11 protein-coding genes are annotated in these 20412 nt (G+C 43.4%); 8 read left to right on the forward strand and 3 right to left on the reverse strand.

Features of this window, described 5'->3' with window-relative positions; translation table 11 throughout:
• Positions 1 to 31 precede the first annotated feature (31 nt).
• The 7 genes from CZ379_RS07120 to CZ379_RS07150 all read left to right on the forward strand — a co-directional run bounded on the left by CZ379_RS07120 (position 32) and on the right by CZ379_RS07150 (position 12771).
• Entirely contained in the window at positions 32 to 3121 is a 3090-nt protein-coding gene (locus CZ379_RS07120) for an S-layer homology domain-containing protein (RefSeq protein ID WP_110931023.1), read from the forward strand.
• 279 nt (positions 3122 to 3400) lie between these two features.
• Positions 3401 to 5926, forward strand: a complete 2526-nt coding sequence (locus CZ379_RS07125; protein ID WP_110931024.1) for a hypothetical protein — start codon at positions 3401 to 3403, stop codon at positions 5924 to 5926.
• 136 nt (positions 5927 to 6062) lie between these two features.
• Entirely contained in the window at positions 6063 to 6602 is a 540-nt protein-coding gene (locus CZ379_RS07130; RefSeq protein WP_110931025.1) for a hypothetical protein, read from the forward strand.
• 131 nt (positions 6603 to 6733) lie between these two features.
• The gene (locus CZ379_RS07135; protein ID WP_110931026.1) at positions 6734 to 7009 is read left to right on the forward strand and encodes an alpha/beta-type small acid-soluble spore protein; all 276 of its coding nucleotides are present in this window, start codon (positions 6734 to 6736) and stop codon (positions 7007 to 7009) included.
• Between the two features lie 244 nt (positions 7010 to 7253).
• A complete protein-coding gene (metK, locus tag CZ379_RS07140; RefSeq protein ID WP_110931027.1) occupies positions 7254 to 8456 on the forward strand; it encodes a methionine adenosyltransferase in 1203 nt (400 codons plus the stop codon).
• Positions 8457 to 8781: 325 nt separating this feature from the next.
• Positions 8782 to 9138 carry a hypothetical protein gene (locus CZ379_RS07145; protein WP_234404850.1) on the forward strand — a complete coding sequence of 119 codons (357 nt, stop codon included), beginning with the start codon at positions 8782 to 8784 and terminating at the stop codon, positions 9136 to 9138.
• A 234-nt stretch (positions 9139 to 9372) separates the two neighbouring features.
• Complete coding sequence (locus CZ379_RS07150; protein WP_110931028.1) at positions 9373 to 12771, forward strand: SwmB domain-containing protein; 3399 nt, start codon at positions 9373 to 9375, stop codon at positions 12769 to 12771.
• A 137-nt stretch (positions 12772 to 12908) separates the two neighbouring features.
• Here the strand turns inward: CZ379_RS07150 and CZ379_RS07155 are convergent, their stop codons facing one another.
• From CZ379_RS07155 to CZ379_RS07165, 3 genes are all read right to left on the reverse strand, one after another.
• Positions 12909 to 13802, reverse strand: a complete 894-nt coding sequence (locus tag CZ379_RS07155) for a TetR/AcrR family transcriptional regulator (RefSeq protein WP_110931029.1) — start codon at positions 13800 to 13802, stop codon at positions 12909 to 12911.
• 68 nt (positions 13803 to 13870) lie between these two features.
• Positions 13871 to 17053 (reverse strand): efflux RND transporter permease subunit, encoded by a 3183-nt coding sequence (locus tag CZ379_RS07160; RefSeq protein WP_110931030.1) that lies wholly within the window; start codon positions 17051 to 17053, stop codon positions 13871 to 13873.
• Positions 17050 to 18456, reverse strand: coding sequence for an efflux RND transporter periplasmic adaptor subunit (locus CZ379_RS07165; RefSeq protein WP_110931031.1), 1407 nt, complete (start codon positions 18454 to 18456; stop codon positions 17050 to 17052). Before CZ379_RS07165 ends, CZ379_RS07160 begins: the two co-directional genes overlap by 4 nt.
• A 170-nt stretch (positions 18457 to 18626) precedes the next feature.
• Here CZ379_RS07165 and CZ379_RS07170 point away from each other — a divergent pair, with 170 nt between their 5' ends.
• Positions 18627 to 19970 (forward strand): TolC family protein, encoded by a 1344-nt coding sequence (locus tag CZ379_RS07170; protein WP_110931032.1) that lies wholly within the window; start codon positions 18627 to 18629, stop codon positions 19968 to 19970.
• The last annotated feature ends 442 nt before the right edge of the window (positions 19971 to 20412 follow it).

Consider the following 20412-nt stretch of genomic DNA (forward strand, 5'->3'; position numbering starts at 1 on the left):
TCAAGACTCTGGAAAGGAGGTGCAATGGCTAATGAGTAACACGAGCTATTCATTTAAAGAAAACTCTCATATGAAGGATATTCAAGGAGGAGAAAAAAAGGTTATGAAGAAAATTTTATCCGTAGCTTTGTCTACAGCAATGGCATTCTCCATGTTTGCTTCCGTAGCATTCAGTGCCGATGCAAAATTGACACCACAGCAACAATTTGATGCATTGAAATCCGCTGGTATCGTAACTGGATACCCAGATGGAACAGCAGGTCTTGATAAATCTATTACTCGCGCTGAGTTGGCAACAATCATCGTTAAAGCGATCGATCTTGAGCCGGTTACTGGCGTAGCTACTTACAAAGACAAAAACTATGATGTTAACCACTGGGCTGCTAAGTACATCGAAGCTGCTACACAAGCTGGCATCCTGACAGGTAAAGATGCTGTTAAGCAACTGTTTGGACCAAGCGACAACTTGACAGTTCAAGAATTGGCTGTAGTTTTGGTTAAAGCTCTGGGACTAGAAGTTCCAGCTGAAACTGATAACACTGCTACTGAGTGGGCTAAAGGCTATGTTCAAGCAGCAATCGATGCTGGCTTGCTCGAGTCCGGCATCAACTACCAAGCTAACGCAACTCGTTCGCAAGTAGTTGTAGCTGCTCATGCAACTTACGAAGCTAACCAAGTTCCTACTGTTGCTTCCTACACAGTATCCGAAGCTGGTAAAGTTGTTGAGTTCAAACTCTCCAACGACGAAGTTGTGAAAGTAACTTTGGAAGAAGCTCTTGCGCCTAACAAAGAAACTGAAGTGAAATTCACTCACAACGGTGCTGAGTACACGCACAAAGTAACTTACGTTACTACTGTGGCTCAAACAGTTCGTTCTGTGTCTGCTGCTGACCTGAAACAAGTAGTTGTTGAGTTCGACGGAACTGTAGATGTTGTATCTGCTGGTTTGAAAGACAACTACAGTGTTGATGGTGGTAAAAAGATTGATAAAGTAACAGTGTCTGAAGACAAAACATCTGCAACGATTTTGTTGGCTGAAGCTGACAATGCAACTCTGAAAAACCAAAAAGAAGTTGAACTGAAAATTAAAAATGTTAAAAACGAAGATGGAACAAAAACATTTGAGCAAACTATCAAATTTGTTCCTTCTGATGTAACTGCTCCTACAATCAAAGAAGTTGTAGGTTTGGGTACTAAAGCATTTAAAGTTAAATTCAGCGAGCCGATTAAAGGTCGTGAAGCTTCCATCTCCAGTAACTTCAAAATTGATGGAAAGGCAGTTGGAGCATACATCACTTACTCTTACCCTGATACAGTGATTGTATCTACTAACTTAACTGAAGGTGAGCATAAGGTTAGCGTAAGTAACGTTGAAGACTTCTCTGGTCTGAAAGTTGCTCCGGTAGAAAATGACTTTACTGTAGTTGTTGATAATGCTGCTCCTGAAATTGTTTCTGTGAAAGCTAACGATCTTCGTGAAGTTGTTGTTACCTTTGATGAAACAGTTAAAAGTGTAGAAAGTGCATACGCTAATGTTTCATCCCGTAAAGCTACAAGCATTGAAATTAGAGACAATGTAGTTACTTTGAGATTTGACAACAAAGACCAGCCATTGAATTATGGCGAAAACACAATTCATTTGACAGGTGTTTCTGACTATAGCGACAACAAAACTGATCGTGATGTTAAAGTAACTCCTGAATTGGATACTATCCGTCCAACTGTTGTAGGCCAAGAACTGAAGACTGAAGATGGATTCATCAAATTGGTTATCAACTTCAGCGAAACTCTGAATAGAACTAAAGCTGAAGACCGTGATAATTATGTTTTGAAAAATGCTGATGGTAAAGTTGCAGATAAATCAGGTGTAAATGCTGATGGTAAACCAGTTTACCAACCAATTTACAATTCTGATGATAAAACTGTAACATTGAACCTTGGTTCAGTTGGAAGTCTAGACGACAACACTGACTATATTGTTTCTATTTCTAACTTGACTGATGATGCATATGTTCCAAACACTATTCTTCCAGTAGATGTTCAATTTAATACTAAATCTGTAGCAGTAGCCGGTATTGATCGTGTTTGGGTACAAAATGTAAACTCCAATGAATCTTACATTTTTGTTCAATTCAACAGAAGTGTGAAGGTTGACGGAGAAGGTAGTGCATTGCAACCTGAGAAATATGTATTTGCAGGATCAGGAAAAGCAGTGACAACTGATAAAAATGATGTTGTAGCTATCACTAGTGATGTTATCCGTATTACTGCTAAAACAGATGATGTATATTCTAGTGTTGCTGCTAATACATTGAAAGAATCAGAACTTACTATTAGCTATGTGGCTGATGTAGATGGTAAATATTTCGTTTCTGGAAATAGCTACCACATCACAAAGGACATCAAGAGTACATCTGCTGATATTCTAGGTCTAGACAAAGCTGAAGCAAAAACTCGCAAGGAAATTAAACTTTCCTTTAACGGCAAACTGAGCACAACTAGTAGATATGACTTTGTTCTAGTTACAGGAAGCGGAGATATTACTCCTGCTACTGCTACTTTGAGTGGAGACCAAAAAAGTGTTACTCTGACATTTGATGATAAAGTGATTAAAGCTGATGCATCTAACGTTCAAATTAAAACAGCATCAAATGTCGTTTCACAAGACAGCCTTGGTAACAAATTATCGTTTGCGGCTACAACTCTAATCGATGATATTAGACCAGAGCTTGAGTTTAGCAAAATTGAGAAAGTTAACACTGTTACAAATGCAACTTATTATGACATCACGTTGACTTCTGATGAAGACATTAAACTCTCCGGCTTCTCTACTTCTGAACATATTGCTAACAACTTGTTCAAGGTTAAGTTTAATGAGGCTGAAGCTAAAGCTATTGATGGTTCTACAGCATTCGAAATTACTGGCCCTACAACTGCAGTACTTAGAGTGTATGTAACAGAGTCTGCAAAAACACCAGATAATGGTGACTTCACTGCAGCTAACTTGACAATTACATTCGATGGTGATAAGAACGATAGTTCTAAAGCGCTTGTAGATAATGGTGTTAATGCTAAGCCAGTTAATAAACTTAATGTTTCTAGAAATGTAACTATTAATTAAATCAATACAATAAAGAACGGGCTCTCTGAGCCCGTTTTTTATTGTATTGCAGTTACTAAAAATTAAGTCTAATACTTCATCTGCTACAGCAATGGTATAACTTTAAATTTGGCTTAGTTAACGTTTCTATCTTAAAAATTTGTTGGAGTATAGATGATTTATTCTTAAGAATGATTGATTGTAATTATAATTCACTACAAAACTACATAATTTTCTTGAACTTTTTTTAATTTAATGCGTATATACTATATACGACTTTTTAAATTAGGAGGTTTAATCTTGAATAGGACGAAGATGGTTGTAGCTTCATTGGCTGTAGCTGCTTTAATGGCACAGAGCGCAACTGGAATTGCAGGGGCGGCCGCTACAAAGTCGCAAACGAATACGTCAGCAGCGCAGGTAGTTAAGACTCTAGGCAACTTAAGTGGGGTTAAGATTTCAGGCAAGAGTACTGTGAAGTTAAGCAATGTGAACATTTTATCTCAAGCTGATGGTAATGTACTAACGTATACCCTTACTTATCACAATAATGATAGTAAGAGCTTATCACTCATTGATTATTGGACGAAAGTCAAAACGAAATCAGGTACGGTATATAGTGTAAGTGTTGTAGGAGCGGATAAGGAGAAGAAGAAGGTTGTACCAGGTTCTTCAGTTAACGTAACCTATACGACCAAAATAGCCAAGCATCTAAAGTACAGTGATCTGAATTTCCAAATCGTTAAATGGAATTTTAGCGTTGCCGGTTATGAGCAAGTGTTAGGAAGTATCAACATTCCATCTACATATGCTGTAGCAACACCTGTGAATACCACTCGGAAGTTAACATTGAATGAGTTTTCAGCAAATGCAAAAGTTATGTCAGTTAATGTTTTAGGCTTAGGTGATTCTAATTATGTGAATATCGCTCTGTACTTGCAGAATACGGGGTCAAGCTCCATTGAGAATCCTAATCTCAAATACGTGGTTCAGACAGCGAGTGGAACCGCATTTGCTGTGACACCCGATTCATCCAGCTCGAATATTAAGATTTTACCACAAGAAAACAAGATGCTAAATCTGATTGCTAAGATTCCTAAAAACGTTAATTTAAATAATTTGCAGCTTTTACTTGTACAAAATGATGAGGCGTCAAAAAGTGAACTTCCTGTAGCATCCATGGGACTGGGTACGAAGCAAGGACAAAGCTCTAAGACAGCCGCTAACAAAGAAAGATTGTTAAAGATTGATAGTACGAATATTACGACTAGAATTGAGAGTATTGCTAGAAATCAAAGCTTTGGCAAAAGTGATTTATCGATTCAATTTGCAATTACTAACAAGGGAGACAAGGCTATCACCATTCCAAATTACTCCTTTGAAATTCAAGCAGGCACTAAATCGTATCCACTTGTTGCCAGCGGCTTAGAGGGAACGGTATTAGAACCGAATGATGAACAAATTATTTCGATTGACGGAACGATACCGGTTGTTGTTAATGCAGAAGAGTTAGATCTTGTATTAAAAACGCCAACTGGCGGTTCACAAGGCTCAACTGATGAACCGACAGCACCAACCACGGGTAATAGCTACCCAGTTGCCATGTATAGCTTGCCAGAATATACTGAAATGCAGTATGCCCAAGGCCAAGAGCGTACGATTAGAAATAATGATGGTGTATTTGGCGTTACACTAGATGCAATTCAAAAACTTCCGTGGAATGACGGAAACCTGCTAGCAACCAAGATTACAATCGTTAATAAAGGTACGAAGGCGGCAAAGCTGCCTGAATTCGCTGGAGCCTATAAAATGGATTTAACAGCACTTAGCAGCACAGTACAGTTGGTAAATACGAATACAACTCAAATTCTGGGGCCAGGAGAGAAGACAAGCGTATATGTTGTAGCAAATGTACCTTCAAGCCTGAATTTCTCTCAATTGCAGGTACAATTGTTACAGAAGACTGGAACTGACAAAACGAGTAATTGGGTTATGTTCTCGAATTACGGAAAAACTAGCGATCTCAAACAAATCACAGACGGGTCATATTTTAACCTAGACACAGCTGGCAAGAAGTCCGACCTTAAAACTCGCAAGACTTATTTGTACAAGGGCAGCACCAGCGATATCATCTACACGGAACTCATTATGCGAAACCTTGAGAATAAGCAAGCGAACTTGTCTCAGTTGACGGGCTACTTCCAAACAGATGATGGACAGTACTATAAAGCCGATGTCAATCATGTCAAACATGCTGTTGGGCCGCAGTCGGCTAGCCTAGTATCATTCTCTGCGAAGGTACCTAAGGGAACTACCGTATCTAACTGGAACCTGGTTGTAGGTGAGAGTGTAACTGAAGATAAATTTACAGAACTAGAGGGTAAGCCTACAGGTTTTGTAAATGCATCGGCCATGGAATTGAATTTGGATAGTAGAAGCATTCAGAGTACGTTGAAGGATGTTGAGTTGTTCCCTTACACGCTAACCGTAAAAGAAATTGAAGGACGTACGAATTCTTCAGGTTTAGAAGTGAAGATGAAATACGATTTGAAACGAGATTTGACATTTGATATCGGTGAATTCCAGCATAAATTTATTCTTGAAGTAACTGATTCTAGTGGGGCTAGATTCGAAAAGGAAATTGAGCTGGAAAAAGACTTTATTGTTGGCGGTAACCAAAGCTTCTCTTATGTTATAAATGATCCGATCTTTGCAACTTCAAGATCAGGAGGCTTCCAATTCTCGATCTATGATTCTTATCAAGGTGAAAAAACAAAAATCGCTACTCAATCAGCATACTTTGTTAACTCAGATTTATATAACTAAAATTTCAAAACAAGCAAAAATCCCTACTAAAGGGATTTTTGCTTGTTTCCGTCCCTTAAACCTACTATCATGAAAGAGATGGATAATGATCCGAAACGGGATTAATAGAGCCCCGACACATAATAGGAGGTACATAATGAAATCTACGTGGAAAGTAGCGGCAGCAGTCGTTTTAATAGGCGGTGGGATATGGGTTGGATCTTTATTGAATGAGAATGTAGAAGGGGCACCTGTAACGAATCAGCCGGGAACCGCCGATGATCCTGTTGTGACGAAGAGCTATGTGGATCAGCAGATCCAACAGGCCTTAAAGGGAGGTGGCAGCAGTTCTGTGCCTTCTACAGGGGCTACTGATTCAAGCTCGAATACGCCAACGGGAAACAATACTGCAGCAGAATCTTCAGCTGAAGTGAAAATCGTTGAAGTGAAGCCGGGACAGAAGTTAATTGCTGCAGCAGGCTCTGAATTTGTCGTACGGGCAGGAAAAGCTGTTATCTATAGTGAAGATCAAAATGGCGTAGCAGATTTAACAGACGGCAAAGATATCACAAACGGTGGTACGGTTACGAACAATCATTTGTTATCCTTCCCAAGGGCAGGCCGGGGTATTCAGCATCAAGAGGAACAGACACATCCATTGACTGTTATGGTGCGTGGCGGCTATTCTATCAAATAATTCCTTGGCAATGGGGATTGTCTCCATGGAAGAATAGTACCAGCAGTAACAAACATTGTGACGGCTATTCAATTGTTCTTAACGCATACTACCCTTGAGACATTTATTTTTATAGGGAGGTGCCAAAGAATATGGCTAGAAGTAATCGTAAAATCATTCCGGAGAGCCATCAAGTACTGCACCAATGGAAATATGAGATTGCCGCCGAGTTTGGGCTAGCAGTGGGCCGCAATGCTGGAGCGTCTGGCTCTGCCGATACGGAGTTTGCAGGTGAACTGGGTATGGATGGGGCTGCATCAGGCTATTCGAGCTATTGGGGGCATCTGACAGCCCGAGAGAACGGCTCGGTTGGTGGGGAAATTACCAAAAGACTAATTGCACATGCTCAACGGAATTTAATGAATTAATTTTTCTTCAATTTGCTTTTTTTATTTTGACATGACCTGGTAAATGCGTTAATATGACTTTTAAGGATTGTCAAATCAACCTTTTCCGCTATGGAAAAGGTTCATTTTTTGCTGTTGGCTTATTTTTGGGAATCCTCACAATGTTGCAGGGTAGCCCATTCAACTATGAAGCGCATTGTACAATATTTTTAGTATTGGGTACTTAGGCAAATGCCATACTATCCACATGGGGAGGTTGATTGAAATGTCCATCAAAGGACGCCATTTATTTACTTCTGAATCCGTTACAGAGGGACATCCGGATAAGATTTGTGACCAGATCTCCGATGCGGTGCTGGACGCTTTTCTAAAGGAAGACCCTTATGCGCGCGTTGCGTGCGAAGTGTCCGTAGCTACTGGCCTTGTACTTGTCATTGGTGAGATTAGTACAAAATCAGAATATGTGGATATTCCAGCTCTAGTACGGAAGACGATTAGAGAAATTGGTTACACCCGTGCGAAATACGGTTTTGACTCTAATACATGCGCTGTATTGACATCATTGAACGAGCAATCAGCCGACATCGCCCAAGGTGTAAACGCAGCTCTTGAACACCGCGATCCGGCTCAAATGGATAAAGAAACGGAAAATATCGGAGCAGGCGATCAAGGATTGATGTTCGGCTTCGCAACGAATGAAACTCCAGAGTTCATGCCACTGCCGATAGCTCTTTCCCATCGTATTGCTCGTCGTTTGGCTGCAGTGCGTAAGGATGGAACGTTGAACTATTTGCGTCCTGACGGCAAAACCCAAGTGACTATTGAATATGAAGATGACAAAGTGGTTCGCGTGGATACGATTGTTGTATCGACACAGCATGCTGAGGAAATTACACTGGAGCAAATCCAGAGGGATATTAAGGAGCATGTCATTCTTCCGGTCGTTCCAGCAGAGCTGTTGGACGAGCAGACCAAATATTTTATTAACCCTACAGGTCGTTTTGTTATCGGCGGGCCGCAAGGGGATGCTGGTCTTACCGGCCGTAAAATTATCGTTGACACGTATGGTGGCTATGCTCGTCATGGCGGTGGTGCATTTTCGGGCAAGGATCCTACAAAAGTGGATCGCTCTGCAGCCTACGCGGCACGTTATGTAGCTAAAAACCTCGTAGCTGCTGGCCTGGCGGACAAATTGGAAATTCAGCTTGCTTATGCGATCGGCGTAGCGACTCCTGTCTCCATCAACGTAGACACGTATGGAACGGGGAAAATTCCAGAAGAGAAGCTAGTTGAACTGATTCGTGAGAACTTTGACCTTCGTCCTGCGGGTATCATTCGCATGCTGGATCTGCGCCGCCCGATTTACCGTCAGACAGCAGCTTATGGACATTTTGGCCGTACAGATCTTGATCTGCCATGGGAGCGCCTAGACAAGGTAGAAGCTTTGAAAGCACAAGCGGGGATTTAAGTTTAAATTACTTGTTGGTCTAAAATAGAAAACGGATATCTATTGCGATTTAGCGTGGGTATCCGTTTTTAAATTCTAGTCGTCTTTCTTATTTTTTTCCCAGTTCAGAACGGCTTGAAACAGGTTCAACGCTAATGTATGATCATCCGTAGAACGGTTGGATATTAATTGAATCAATTCACTAAGGCTGCCTGTATAATGATTGCTATTGAGAATCCGCATAGATGGGAACAGGAGCTGCAAAATATGTGATATACTGAATAATAGCCTAACATATAGGGACAGGATAAATACTATAATTTGTTGAATAAAAGGAGGGACAAAAGTGAGCGAGCAAAAGCTTGATCTGATACTCAAAGAGCTTGGAAGTATTAATGGTAGAATGGATGGGATAGACCAGCGATTAGATGGCATAGACAAACGATTAGATGGCATAGACAAACGATTGGATGGCATAGACAAACGATTGGATGGCATAGACCAAAGACTAGATAGTCATGAAGGGCTGATAACACAACTGATTGGTGTGGTAAAGTCTACGAATGAGAAAGTAACGGTTATGCAAGAGGATCTCGCAGAGTTAAAAGAAGGCCAAGGTCGGCAGGATCGAATATTGGAATCTTTAGCTTTGCATTCGTTAGAGCAGGAAACGATCATTCGGGAACTGAAGCGCATAAAATAATGAGCAGGATGAACAAAACATGAAAAAACATAGGATTCGGTAAACTCCTGGACAACGAGCAATAAGTGGCCAGGAGTTATTTGTGTCGATGAACTATTAAATACTGTCGGCGAATTTGTCCCTTGTTCTAAACTTGAGGGGCTAACTTGCCGTTATTATACATAGGTGTGTATTTGGCTACCGTGCACGGTGTTATATACAGAATCATGGATCGGAAGGAAAGGGGAACGTGAAATGCAAAGGAAGATTTCATTTCTGATTGTTGCAGTTTTAATGTTGAATATGTTAATGGGGGCGACAACTGGAGCGACTTCTGGTGATGAATATCGTGGCGGAGATCGGCAAGTTGCCTTGGCATCAACAAATTCATTGAACTCAGAAGGATTGTTGTTGAACAAGGGATTGCTGTCCGTTGTGAGTAGCACATCCTCTACTTACAGCCCAATAGGTAACGAGGTGCCGATAAACACGAAATTGGTAGTAAATTTCGGAGCTGAAAAAGTACGGACGAATGGGAAGCAAACATTCACGATTTCTAGAAGTATTTCTGGTTACATTGAAAAAATGGAGGTAGAGATACCTCAGGTAAGCAACGCCAACTCCATAATTTTAACGCCGCCCACCAATTTGCAATATGGGAGCAATTATACCATTATAATTCCTGCAAATGCCTTTATTGTTGGAGAAAGTAATGCTGCTAAATCATCAGAGATTCATTGGTCATTTACGACTGCGAGTGCACCGGCTACCGCTGCGTTGAATGCTACAGCGTTTAGCCCGACCAGTGGTAGCAGTACTGTAAGCGTTAATGCGAAGCCGGTGATTACGTTTAACCGTAACGTGAGCTTGAATCGCAATATTTCTAATGCAGGGATTACACTCAAGAAGTCATCCAATCATGCCACTGTTCCTATTACAGTGACTTCCAGCGGTAATCAAGTAACGATCTCTCCGAGCAGCTCACTGGAAACGGGGATCAGCTACTACATAGAAATCCCAAGCAACGCTGTCTATGATGCCCAGAACTCATCCATTTACTACGCTGGCCTTTCAGGTACAAATAGATGGACGTTCCAGACCGGAAGCACAGACAAAACCGCTCCTGTCCTTCAGAGCGCAACGATGTACTCGAACACGTCAATCCGGCTTTTGTATAATGAAACGTTGGAATCCTATTATAGTCTATCGACCTCTAGCTTCAAGGTTAGTGTAAATGGAGAGGATCGTCGTATAAGCAGTGTATCTGCGTCAGGTTCAAGTGTATATGTTTACTTAGAGACTGGCGTAGCCGTAGGGCAAAACGTCCGAATAAGTTACACGGCTGGCGGCGTACGTCCAATTCAAGATTTAGCCGGCAATGTGGCTGTGAGTTTTGCGAGTCGAGAAGTTACAAATGGCATCGACTCTGTCATGCCCAAGCCGCAAGAAGGATATATATCAGGTACCACATTGACACTACGCTTTAGCGAGAGCCTGAAGGATGTATCCAGCTATGCATATGAACAGTTTAACGTGACTGCAGATGGGCAAACCAAAGGAATTAATAGAATTAGCAGAAGCGGATCATATGTTTATCTTTATTTGAACAGCTCTGTATCCAATGGTGAAGTGGTTAAAGTATCCTATACTCCAGGTTCTTATCCGTTACAGGATTACCGGGGTCAAAATATTTCGCCGTTTAGCGACTATTTTGTTCGGAATTATAATGACACGAAGGCTCCGGAATTCACAAAAATCGAGGGTTCCGGTACTAAAATCGTAATTACCTATAACGAAGCACTAAGAAGTACAAGCATTCCAATGAAAAGCCAGTATTCTGTATTGGTCAATAATTCGCCTATATATGTAACAGGTATTGAAGTTTTGACGAACCAGGTAATCCTTACATTGGCATCCTCCTTCTCGAAGGAGCAGAGTGTAACCTTATCCTATGTATCCGGTGTAGGGGGAATTGCCGATTTAAACGGTAATCTTGCAGGCTATATTAATTTGGAACCTGTAAATTACAGTATGGTGGCTGAGGGAATCCGTTCAGCCATTGTTCGTGGCGACACGATCACAGTCACCTATAATTCAACATTGAGAGCTACGAGCTTCGTTCCCGCTAACCAGTTCAATGTAAATGTGGATCAAGTTAATCGGGCGATACAATCCGTGAGTGTTAACGGGGATACGATTACTATAAAACTAAGTACGGCGGTGCTTCCGGGACAAGTTGTAGATTTGTCTTATATGCTGGGTTCTACTCCGCTCTATGACAATGTTGGGAATACCATTAAGGCATACAGCCGAATTCCAGTGCAAAATCTTACGCAAGGAGAAGCAGGGAGCAGTTCCAGCAGTGGGCAGCCATCGTATATTACAGTTTTCTCTCCTTCTGAGTTTGGAGTGGGCGGATATTTAATGAGCCTGAATACCGCACAAGCTCAAGAGAGCTTAACTCGCAACAAGCAAAATATTAAAAAATATGTACTCGATGGAGCTAAGCTGCAAGAAGCTTATCAGTTTCTCATCAGCAACAATTCAGCGCAGCGCAAATTAGTATTCGAAGTTCCACGGACAGAAAAAGCAGCAGAGGTTATTATTCCGATGAGTGCGCTTGTGGATATGTATAGCCGTGGTAAGACGGGATCATTAGCGGTACGCTATCAGGAAATGATGTACGAGCTTCCTGTCGAAAAAATTCCGTTTGCGGAGATTTCAAGATCCCTTTACGTCAATAACTTAAATTCAGCATATCTTAAAGTGGAAATCGAACCAGTTGCTAGAGTTCAACTGCCGACGCAGAATTATAGCAACGGAGTAACCATTACTCCGACAGCCGATCCTGTTCAATTATATGTATCTGTCTATAATGGCACTGCAACTCAAAACGCAGTAAATGTGGCTCATTCAGGACATGCCTATTTCAGAGTGGTTAATCAAGGAACTACGAGCCAAGTATCTCTCTTAAAGTATGACCTGACAGCCCGCACCTCTTCCTTTGTCCCTGGCAAGGTGACGAACAGCGGCAGCATCGTTATTCTTAGTGGAAAAATAAACGGGGATGTCGTTATTGGCCCGGCAGCTGGATATAGTTATTTTACAGATACTAAAGATCATTGGGCGAATGCATCCATCAATAGTTTGGCAGGTAAACTGATTGTTGAAGGCCGACAAGGAGCTAAGTTCGATCCGAACAGCAACATTACCCGGGCTGAGTTTGCCGTATTCATCGCTAAGGGATTAGGTCTTGAAGGAGATGAGGCTAGTGCCCGGCGCTTCCCGGATGTACCATCAGGTACCACGGGAGCTTATATCGGGGCAGCAGCCAAAGCAGGCATCATTGCAGGTAACATGGACGGTACGTTTAAGCCGAATAGCTACATTACCCGTGAGCAAATGTCACTGATGATGGTACGGGCCATGGCTTATGCAGGTCATGATATTTCCCTGAACGGCTCTTCAGCGCAGACGCTGAACCGATTCAAGGACAGTGCCAAGATCCAGTCCAAGGACAATGTGGCCAAAGCAGTGAAGGAAGGTATTATCCAAGGCGTTAGTCTTGATACATTCCAGCCTCAAGGCAACGCTACGCGCGCTCAGGCAGCTGTCATGCTGAAGCGGGTATTGGAGAAGTTGAATTATATTTAGTTCATATCGAATTGCATAGAGTAATAAAGGGGTTGTCTAGAAAGTCAGTGAAAACTGACTGCTGGACAGCCCCTTCTTTTGTAGAAATAACTTGTCATGAAACAATAACTCAATGTAATCCACGGCTATCGGATAGATTACTTTAATAACGAGCGTAGCTCAGTACATGCTTCTCTCAGTGATTCCACCTTTTCCAAGTACAGTACCAAAGCTTCTATTACAACGTTATTTTGGGATGACTCGAACGACTCTTCCCTTATTTTTTTTAACGCTTCCCTGTAGTTTGCCTTTTCTATGTCTGTCAGCAATTCGCTCTCTCTAATAATGAACTCCAGCTCTTCGAACACTTCATTCAAGCGGCGGGCTTTTTTTATGGCCGTTTTGTCTCTGCAATCCCCTATTCTTTCTAACAAAGAAGAGTCGAACAGAGAGACATTGTTCATTTCAGGAGTGTTAAACCCCTCTACCAGGATGTGGATAATCCGCCCGACATATACGGCAAGGCTGCGGCATTGTCGATCAGGGAGATCGGAACCAATAAGCCGGAAATATTCCAACAAAATGCTGCCTGCGATAAAGATGATGTCCATAGCATGCTTCTCAATATCTTTGCCATACTTGTCCGTCATGCAATCTTCAAACCAAAGATAGAACTTCTCCTCTAATTCCGTCCATGCTTTTCTAATTTTCTCGTCGCGTGAGTTTTTAAGTGTAGGCATGTTGAACATTAGCGTCTGGAAGTTATGATTCAGGACAACCTTCAAATAGGTTGCCATAAGTTCAACGATACGTTCGCCGGGGGAGAGCCCTAAGTTACGATACAGTTTGCTAACCTCTCTATCCAATGACTCGCTCAAATTTGAGATGCTTTCTAACAGCAATGTCTCCTTGCTGTCAAAATACTTATATAAAGAAGGTTTGGTCATCCCGCTTTCTTTGGCGATTTCATCGACCGTAGTCAGCGCAACTCCTTTTTCGCCAAATAGCCGCAGCGCATTTTGTAGAATGATTTCCTTTTTATCCTTGTTCATTTAAGAGTTCCTTTCATTGTAGTAAGTAGCGAAGACCCCGCTCGCAAGGCTGCAAGCGAGGTCGCCGGTTACATAGAGACAGTGTCCGTAGCTGTAGAGATAGATTGATCTGGCTGTTTCGGAGTACGTTTGCGTTTATGCCGATTTTCTTTCCAATTCGCAACGACCATGTATATGGAAGGCACTACGACCAGCGTCAGAACTGTTGAGAACATTAATCCAAAAATAATCGTGTAAGCCATAGGCCTGAACAGTATGCTACCTGCAACAGCCAATGGCAGCATTCCGATCATTGCTGTAAATGAAGTGAGGACAATCGGACGGAAACGAGCACTTGCTGCTGAAATGACCGCTTCGTACAAGCCGATGCCTTCCCGCCGTGCATCCTCGATAAATTCAAGGAAGACAATCCCGTTGCGTACGACAATACCCGCTAATGAGATAATACCCATTATACTCATGAAACCGATGGAAGATCCAGAGACAAAGATCCCAATGATCCCGCCAGCTGCAGCCAGATATACTGTAGTCATTATAATAATCGGTGCCGATAGGGAATAGAACTGGATCGTAATCATAATGAATATTAAGAAAATAACAACTACGAACAGCATGGCCAAATCCCCGAATATATCCGCCTGGTCTGAAGTTTCACCGCCAAACTCAATCGAATATCCTTCTGGAATCATCATGTCATTCAGAATAGCGCGCACCTCGGCGTTAAGCTCCGATGCTGTCTTTCCGACCGCATTAGCTTCCACTGTGATCATACGTTCAAGGTTATAATGCTGAATTTTTTGCGTTGTAAATGACGCCTTCATCTCAGCCAGCTGTGCTAAAGGAACTTGAATTCCTTGTTTGTTGGTAATAAAAATTTGTTGGAACAATTCATTAGGACTTGCTCCCCGATCCGAAGCCTGAAAATTAATATCGACGATTTGCTTGCCCGTATCAAAGTCGCCGATGTCGAGCCCATCACCCATAAGCCGCAGTGTTTGGGTCAGTGTACTGTAATCAATCATGTATTCGTCCATGGCCTGGTTGTTCACTTCAAACTCTAGTGTATAGCTCTGGTTGCCGAAATTGTCTTTGATTCCCGTTGCGCCCTCCAACTTGGAAATTCTCTCTTTTAACTGCTGTGACAAATTTTGCAGTGTACCCAGATCTTCACCGGCAATCCGGACGGATACCGCAGAACCCACGGGAATTCCGAGTCGAGGGACATGGGTCGATATTGTTGCGCCTGGGAATTGCCGCTTCAGCTCTGATTCCCAAGCGGAGACCGTTGTATTTAATTTAAATAAACCCGGCTTGCCAATAACAGTAACCTGTCCGACAGAGGCTGAAGGGGCCAGAGCATTTGTAATGTCGGAATATATTTGGGGTGCCTTGCCGCCAACCCCTACGCTTACAAACTCGGTTTCCGGCTGTTTTTCTACCCACTTGGTAATCTGATTAACCATGCGATGAGTCTCCTGGAAGGAGGTGCCGACAGGCATTTCTACATTGATGCTAACATAAGGATCCTCAGACTCTGGGAACAAATCAATCGGAGTAATTAAAGCTAAACTGAAGGAGGCAGTTCCGATTAGGAGGCCTATGCTTGCATACAATTTAGGCTTTTTTAGCACCTTTGGGATCAGAGTACCGGAGTACCACTGGGTTATCGTCTGGATTTGTTTTCCGAGCAGGCCGGCAGGCTTTGGCTCCACGGAAGAAGGCACATTCAGATCATCGTTGACTTCTTCATCCACTGAACTGCTCTTGGCTGCAGCCTTTTGTCTTCGCCGTTTCTCATGCCACTGACGGAAGATCGGTACGATGGTTAACGACATAATCATAGAAGCAAGCATGGAGCAGGAAATAACAATGGGAAGCGGCTTAATAAAGGAACCGATATCTCCCGTTAAAAATAGCAATGGCGCAAAGGCAAAAATGGTCGACAGGGTAGCGGTTAGGATCGATATGGCTACTTCCTTTGCCCCCTTGATAGAGGCGACTTCAGGGCTTTCTCCCAGCACGCTCAGTCTTCGTTCGATGTTATCGTTGACCACAACGGCATCGTCGACCAGAATCCCTAGCACAATAATCAAAGCTACAATAGAAATTTCATTGATGGTAATTCCCGTGAAGGGCATTACGATCATACCCATGGCAATAGAAATCGGTATGGCCGCCGCCACGACCAACGAGGTCATAAGATTAAGCCCTAATGTGCAGACCAAAATTACGGCAGCGATGGCGACCAGCATCTCCTGAAGCAGCTCGCTGAACATTTTGCTGACGACTTCCTTCTGACCGAAGGCAGGAGCAAAATGTGCGCCGCTGGGCAAGCTTCCCTTGAGCTCATCTAGCTTGTCAGAGATCAGTTTATCCATCCTCGGAACGTCCGAGCCGGTCTGTGCGGACACATTGATTGAAATGGCCGGCTTTCCGTTGTAATAAGCGAGATAGGTTGGCTTCTTATCTGCCAACTGAACCTGGCCGACATCCTTTAGGTACACCGGCGATCCGCTCTGGGTTCTGCTAATGAGTATCTCATTCAGCTCTTCGACCTTTTCAATTTCGGGGACGACTAATTCATAGGTGCGAGAATCATAATCCATCGAGCCAAGCGGTGTACGGTTATTCATATTAGTTACGGCCTGCACTACCTGTTCCCAAACGATTCCATACTGCTCCAATTTTTGCAGGTCAATCTTGATGCTCACTTCTTTGTCAGGAATACCATCGATCTTTACATCCGCAACACCGCTTACCTGGCGTATCTTATCCCGCCATTCGATCATGAGGTCGCTGAGTGCATGCAATGTATCTGGGTGATCGGCATGGATGACATATGAGCCTATAAAGGAGGAGAATAGGTCGTCGTTAACAATAGGCTTCAGAGCGCCACTCGGCAAATCGGCAGTGGCATCCTCCACCTTTTTTCGCAATTGATCCCATGTTACAGCCGCATCTGCTTCCGGATATGCATATACCATGATGGAGGAAACGCCACTTGAGCTGGTCGATTCAATCGTTTCAATGGTTTCGACCTGCTTGATGCTCTGTTCCAGAATCTTAGTGACCGATTGCTCTACCCGCTCTGGCGTAGCTCCCGGGAAAACAGTGATGACTGCGGCTTGCTTCAATACGACGTCAGGCATATCCTGACGGGGGAGAGTAGTCGCACTAAAGATGCCGAATACAATAAAGATTACAAACAATAATATGGTGATTTTTCTTTTTTTTACGAAATATTCGATCATTCTGCATTATCCTCCACGATCGTGATCGTGTCTCCGTCAAACAAACTATCTGCCCCGACGCTGACAACGACGTCCCCTTCATGAAGTCCAGAAGCGATGCTCAAGCGATTATCCTCACTCATACGAGCCCCTAGTTCAACCACTGTTTTGACGGCTTTGCCGTTGGCAAGCCTGAAGACGTAGGGTTCCTGTCCATTACTAACCACCGCTCCGGCGGGAACAAAGATTCCTTCCTGCCCAATGGAGGATAGGCCGACGCGAACGACTTGGCCTGGAATCCAATCCTGTTCAGCATTGGGAACGCTCACTTCCACGGTTAATGTTCCCGTGCCTTGATTGGTTGCCGGGGAGACACGGACGACAGTCCCTTGTCGTTTGGTGCCGTTCTGTTCCAATGCAACCACTTGTCCTGGTTTCCAATCAGCTGCTTGCTCGCTCGGAACGGCGATCGGAACCATCAGTGTGTCGAGCTTGCCGATGACATAGGCTTCTGCTCCAGCAGGTGCCATTTGGCCGACGACAGCCCTTTTACTCAAAACAACGCCATCTAGCGGCGCGGTCAGTTTTGTTTTGCTTAATGACAATTGGACTTGCTCCAGCTGAACCGTTGCCTGATCGTATGCTGCTTGCGCTTGGATTTGCGCACCTTTGGCCTGGGACACGGCTGCCTCGGCCGCGCTTTGGCCGGCTTTGGCCTGTTCAACCCCAGCTTGTGCCGATTTTCGCTGCTCTGCGGTAGCACCTTCGGTCAACTCGGATAGCGATTGCTTGGCGTTTTCCAATGAAGTTTCGGCATCTTTAAATTGCAATTGAAACTTTTCGTAATCATCCAGTGATATTAAACCGGCAGAATAAAGATTCGAATAACGCTCCTCATCCGCCAGGAATTTATCATAGGCACTCTGCGCCATAGCGACTGCATTCTGTGTCTGAGCAAGTTTTTGGGCGGATGCTCCTTTCTCCAAGGCAGTAAAGCTTGCCTCGGCCGTGTCCAGTTGTGCCTTTGCTGCCTTGGCCTGTGCCTGTGCTGCTTCTACCCCCGCTTTAGCGGCGCTGAGCTGACCAGCAGCTTGGGCTACACCGTTCTGCGCTTGCCTCAGTTGCAATTGCGCATTCTCATCATCAACGATGGTCAATACGTCCCCCGATTTGATGCGATCCCCGACCTCTGCCAGCGTTTGTTTAATCTCTCCCGATACTTGAAAGGAAATGCTCGCTTCCAGTTCCGGTTTCAGGGTTCCAGAGAAATTGTATTCCGCATTTAAAGGTTCTTTTTTAATGGTGATTACCTGTACAGTGGTAGCTTCTTCTTTCGAAGCAGTTTGGTTATCTGCAGAGCTGCATGCTGCTGTTATTATAATCATTGAAAAGGCTAAGAATAGAGCCGACCATCGTCCTTTCATTCCGTTTCTCTCCTCTTGATTTTTATTATAAAGTAAAATTTTTAACCTTAAAGTAACCCAGTCGTGACGCGCTTGTCAAGCGAAGTCTAAAAAGTTGATTTCTAAATTTTATGATGATATTATGGGAGCGGTATGACTAGTTTGAATTGGGAGAGAGAGGTTAAAATTCTATGAAGAGATGTCTATCGGCAATGATATCGTCACTGCTATGTTGGAGTCTTTTATCAGCAGGGCCGGTAGCAGTCCATGCCGCAAAGGCGGACGAAGACAACACGATTCGTACCGGGAAGGAAGCGACAGTTAAAGAGGTGTTAAAGGATTCCTTTATCGATTCGGGCACCCTGGCACCTATAAAGCGGTTAGACCTTGACACGGTGTTGAAGTTATCGTTGGATCATTCACTGAATTATAAACTGTTAACTTTTAAGCTGACGGCTGTAAAATTAAATGAAGGAAGTCTGAAAGAGCAGAAAAAAGAGCTTGATGTCGGCGGAGGAGCGGGCAGTTCATATACATTACCGGAATCCATTGAGGAGATACAGGAGAAATATGGCGAGATTCCGGAAGAAATGCTGCCATCCTTGTATCCGACGTTAGAAACTAATATGGTTGTTAATCAGTTGCTGAATGGTGTTGGAAATATCGCCGATGCCATGAATAAGCAATTGCAGGGACAACGTGACCAGTTGATAGTTGCTTTAAGGCAGGTTGAGATGGAACAGGCCAACACGGTTCTTGATCTGGAGGAGGCTCGCATAGGAATTAAATTGCAAGTGACTTCACAGTATGCGGAACTGCTTGCGTTAAATAAACAACGGACTGTGGCGGAGAAGTACTTGGCGATCCTGAAGGCCGACTTGAAGAGAGCTGAGCTGCTGCAGGAAATGGGCATGACTTCAGCGGCCAAGGTTACCGAGGCGCAAAGGGAAGTACAGAAGCAGGAGCAGCAGATGGACGGGTTACAAAGTAAGTACGAGTTGGCATTAGTTCAGTTTTGTTTTGACCTAGGCATCGCTTATGACCCGGATATCGTACTGGCAGACATCCCGGACTTTACCCCGCAGCCAATCACCTATATGAAGCGGGAGCGTGTATTGGAAAAATCATTTGAAATGAAACGACAGTGGAATTCAATTATTTTGGCGCAGCAGCAAGTGCATTACACCAACGCCTCGAATGATGATCAGAAAGATTTGCTAGAGTTGAATGTGCGTATTGCAGAGCAGCAGGCTGAGAAGGCGCGAATTGAGCTCAACCGAAAAATCGATGAACTGTACAGTAATGCGGAGCTGGCTTATAAGGCTTACGTAAATGCAGTGAACGATTATAATAACGCTAAGCAAGATAGCATACACATGATGAAGCGATACGATAACGGATTAGTATCTCGCCATGATTATGACAAGTCCGCATTCATTTTGACGCAGCAGGAGATGGCGGAAGAGCTGGCTCGAATTCAACTCTTCGTGGTGGAGCGTTCCGTAGATGCGCTTGAAGAAGGCTTCATTATGTGAGTTTAGTAGCTTATGAGTATATATATAAACCTACTTCCATTTTGATGACGATGTGAATTAGTCGGGCATATAAAACGTCCTTCCATTTAAAAGATGGCGGGACGTTTTTACGTGTATTTACTATCTGATCAGATCATTGCTTGATCCACCATCAATAAGTTTGCGCAAGCAGGGGATATGACTAGTGCGCCGTGTGCGCCGTCCGATTGAGCGCTGTCGAATGTAAACTACTGTGGCCGGCGGGTGTAAGAGGAAGATTCGCGTAATAACTGGATTTACTGTATGCCAGCGAGTGTAAGAGGATGTTTGCGAAATAACTGGATTCACTGTATGTAAAATTTGCATTTTGTTGCTGAGTGAACGATTAGCTGGATTTCATGTAGCTAATATGGGGTGGAAAGGGAAGTAAGTCAATAAACAATGCGATAGATACACGAAATCC

The organism is Paenibacillus bouchesdurhonensis, from assembly GCF_900155685.1.
Classification (GTDB): Bacteria; Bacillota; Bacilli; order Paenibacillales; family Paenibacillaceae; genus Fontibacillus; species Fontibacillus bouchesdurhonensis.